Annotated in this window: 2 protein-coding genes and 1 pseudogene; all 3 read left to right on the plus strand. The window is 58.4% G+C overall.

Annotation, left to right across the window (positions count from 1 at the left end):
• Positions 1 to 105, plus strand: a 105-nt coding sequence (locus tag CV770_RS40635) for a transposase domain-containing protein (protein ID WP_146101462.1), incomplete at its 5' end; no start/stop codon positions are given.
• Positions 106 to 163: 58 nt separating this feature from the next.
• Positions 164 to 520 carry a YopT-type cysteine protease domain-containing protein gene (locus CV770_RS40640; RefSeq protein ID WP_245454021.1) on the plus strand — a complete coding sequence of 119 codons (357 nt, stop codon included), beginning with the start codon at positions 164 to 166 and terminating at the stop codon, positions 518 to 520.
• A 1,165-nt stretch (positions 521 to 1,685) separates the two neighbouring features.
• Positions 1,686 to 3,282, plus strand: a pseudogene (locus CV770_RS40650) (hypothetical protein); the annotation flags it as partial.

The raw sequence follows: 3,282 nt of genomic DNA on the forward strand, positions 1-3,282 counted from the left end.
AATGTCGATCCGTTCGCCTGGCTCACCCTCACACTTCAGCGTATCGCCAACGGCTGGCCGAGCAGCGAAATCGACGCGCTTATGCCATGGAACCACGCCGCCTGACGGCCTCAGCTTGCCGCTTACGCTGCACCTGGGGACTCAAAATCATAACGCAGCGGCTATGCGGCAGCAGCGGTATGAAGACCTCAAGAGTCTGTTGCGAAGTGATGGGGCGGAAGGTTCTCACAACCTTCAGGCAAAAAGTACGATGTTACGCGAAGCCGGCCTAGATCCGTTCGCCGAACAGACGCGATATAGGTTTGGTACATCTTCGCGCATTGACCAAATCGTGAATGAGGTCACTGACGATGGGGTGATCTATTTGGTCAGCTTGCGTTTCGCCGCAGGTGGCGCCCACACAATCGCAACGTCGACATCGAATGGAATGACGACCCTCTTTGATCCTAATTATGCGGAATTTACCGTTCGGTCAGATCAGATGGGTGAGTTGTTGCTACAGGAACCCGAACCGACATGATATATCGACTGTCGTCACGCAAAGGACGGCGTGAGTGTTTCGGAGGTTGCAACAGACCCGAGGCCCGCGAGTGGATCTTTCGTGATCGATGCCGGACAGCCGCATCGCCTCCGACAGTGCAACCACGGTAGGGAACATGGATGTGGCGCCCTGTACGCGCGCGGCTCTGGTTGAAGATCCCAAAACCGGAACCGACAGTGATAACACTATGCACTGTATTCGTTCGAAGCCTGACGGTCAAACTCTGCGCTGAGCCGACTACAAAGCAATTTTTCTGAATTTACGCCTGGAGCCCCTCTCCGCGGAGCGGGCGCAAGCCGGCTATTAGTTGATCTGGAAGACGTTGTCCGATGGTTTTTATATGATCCCAGTCTCACACCTAGAGCAGCGCGGGCGCGACTCGGCGCTGGTCGGGCTGCTGGATCAGACGCTGTCGCTGCCACGCCCGCACTGGTTGAAGTTAGCAGAAACGTGACTCGGCGCCCCAAAGCCCCACGCATACACGGGGCAAGCGCTGTCCCTACCACGCGCCGCTAACTTCGACGTCACCGTACAGGGACTAGCTTTCCGAAAGCTGACGAACCCGACGAGATTCACAAAGTGCGAAAGCGGCCGGCGTGGGTCGATGTCCTTCTGCCTGGAACCCACCCATCTGTCCAGCGGACATCCGACTGAAGGGTATGTTCAAGCATAGACATAAGCTGATCTCTTCAAAGAGATCGTGAAACTTGCATATGCCATGTGCCGCGAGAAGGTGTCAGCAGAAGCCCATCGATATTGCAAAGGCGCGGCTCTGCGGCATCATCCACGAAAGGCGATCCATTATCTCTGCGACTTCGACGACAGCTGGGCCCATCTGATCAAGCTCGAAAGTGATCGGACCGGGAGAGAAGATCGACGGCGGACAAGTGCGGAGCCGCCGGTATGCCGTTTCGCAACCAGAGCAATGACGGGTCGTCGGCTCCCATGCCGCCGGAAGGCTTCATCGGCGGCGAGGAAGGCGGGTCCTGAAACCCATGAAGCCCCGCGACAATTGAGAGCCGCGGGGCAGTTTCGTTTTGCAGCTGCGGCGATGCATTGCTTCACGAGCGACGGCCTCGTCAGCTTCTGGAAAGCCTATCCATAATAGGATCAGCTCAATTGATTTCTTGGACGTGAGGCTAGCGTGGACCCGGACAATTTCGATCCATCCAATGTAACAGCTTGGTCCCAGGTGCCGCACGCCGTCTTGGAAGAGCACCAGGGTGGCCATGCCGGGCAAGAGGGCTTTGAGCAGCACTTGGCCGAGGCGCGCCCACCCGATCCGCGTCCTGTCTCCGGTGGCGGCCGCAACCACCATCCCCATCTCTCTGCAGAAGATCGGGACATTATCGACAATGCGATTGCCAAATATGCGGCTCAGAAAAAGCCAAACCTGAAGACGGTTAAGCGCTATACTCAGGCGCTTCGCCGACTTGGAAATCATCTTGGCGCTCATCGCCAAACGATTGTTCTGGGGGACCACGAGTCCCTGGTCCGTCACGTCAAGACTTACTTCCCGAAGGACGAAGACATGAAGAAAGGGTTGAGTGTCCTTCGTGCGTATCGTGATCCGAGCTATGTAGCTTCTGGCGGGCGGCCGCGCACGATCCCCTCAGCGGAAGACGCGCCCCTCTCAGAGCGGCTTAATGCCAGTGGCATGACAACAGGCAGCGCTGCTCGTCATGATCGTAGTCTTCGCAGATTTTCTAACGCGCTTACTCTTGAGGGCTACTCGATATCCGGGCTAGACCACGCTGCGCGCATTGAATTCGCTCAGAAGTTGTTCCCGAAGGACGAGCTTCTATTGTTCGCGTTAAACAAGGTTTGCGATGCCGAGCACGTTTCCGGAGCGGGTGCGTCTCGGGAGCCCAGCGGTCATGCTGTCCCGTCGCCCACATTGCATCCTTACCCCGATGACGCCCGCATCATTGATGGCCTGGAAAAGGCAGAGCTGAGCATGCTCAAACCCGAGGAGACTAGCCGGAAAAAAGTTGTTCAAGATCTGGCCCGCAACCAACGAAGATTCGGTGCTTGGCTCCAAAGCAAGGGGCGGGGGAGCATGGTGAGCCGACTCACCGGCACCAGCGAGCAGCAAAGGTCGTTCAACGACGATTACACGGACTTTAAAAAAGCCCATCGAACCGCGGACATGGGCTTCGATCGTCTTCGGAACTACCTATGGCTCGTCGAGGCGAACGCTGCGCTGGGCGTCTCCCCTGACCAGGCGGGTGGGGAGCCGCGGCGTGGCGAGTCGAACTCAACGTGGTCGCCGCACCTGCCGTACGATTTTGTGTGGCCGACGCCGGAAGCGGTACCAGATGGGTCGTCGGCGATCTACCGAGGTCTCAACTCTTTCGTGGATCTGCCGTACACGCCGCAGCAGATGCGAGACGAGGCTCAGTCGGCGCCGATGAGTGGGGCCGTCGCCAAACCGCCGCTCTTCACCGGACCGTCGGACGCGCCAGCCCAGTCGTCAGACATCTACCGCGGTCTCAACTCTTTCGTTGATCTGCCGTACACACCGCAGCAGATGCGAGACGATGCTCAGTCAGCGGCGGCGGGTGGGGCTGCCGCCAGACCGCCGGTCTTCACTGACCTATCAGACGCGCCAGCTCAGTCGTCAGACATCTACCGCGGTCTCAACTCTTTCGTTGATCTGCCGTACACACCGCAGCAGATGCGAGACGATGCTCAGTCAGCGGCGGCGGGTGGGGCTGCCGCCAGACCGCCGGTCTTCACTG

Origin of the sequence: Bradyrhizobium sp. AC87j1, from assembly GCF_002936975.1 — a bacterium.
GTDB classification, from domain to species: Bacteria; Pseudomonadota; Alphaproteobacteria; order Rhizobiales; family Xanthobacteraceae; genus Bradyrhizobium; species Bradyrhizobium shewense.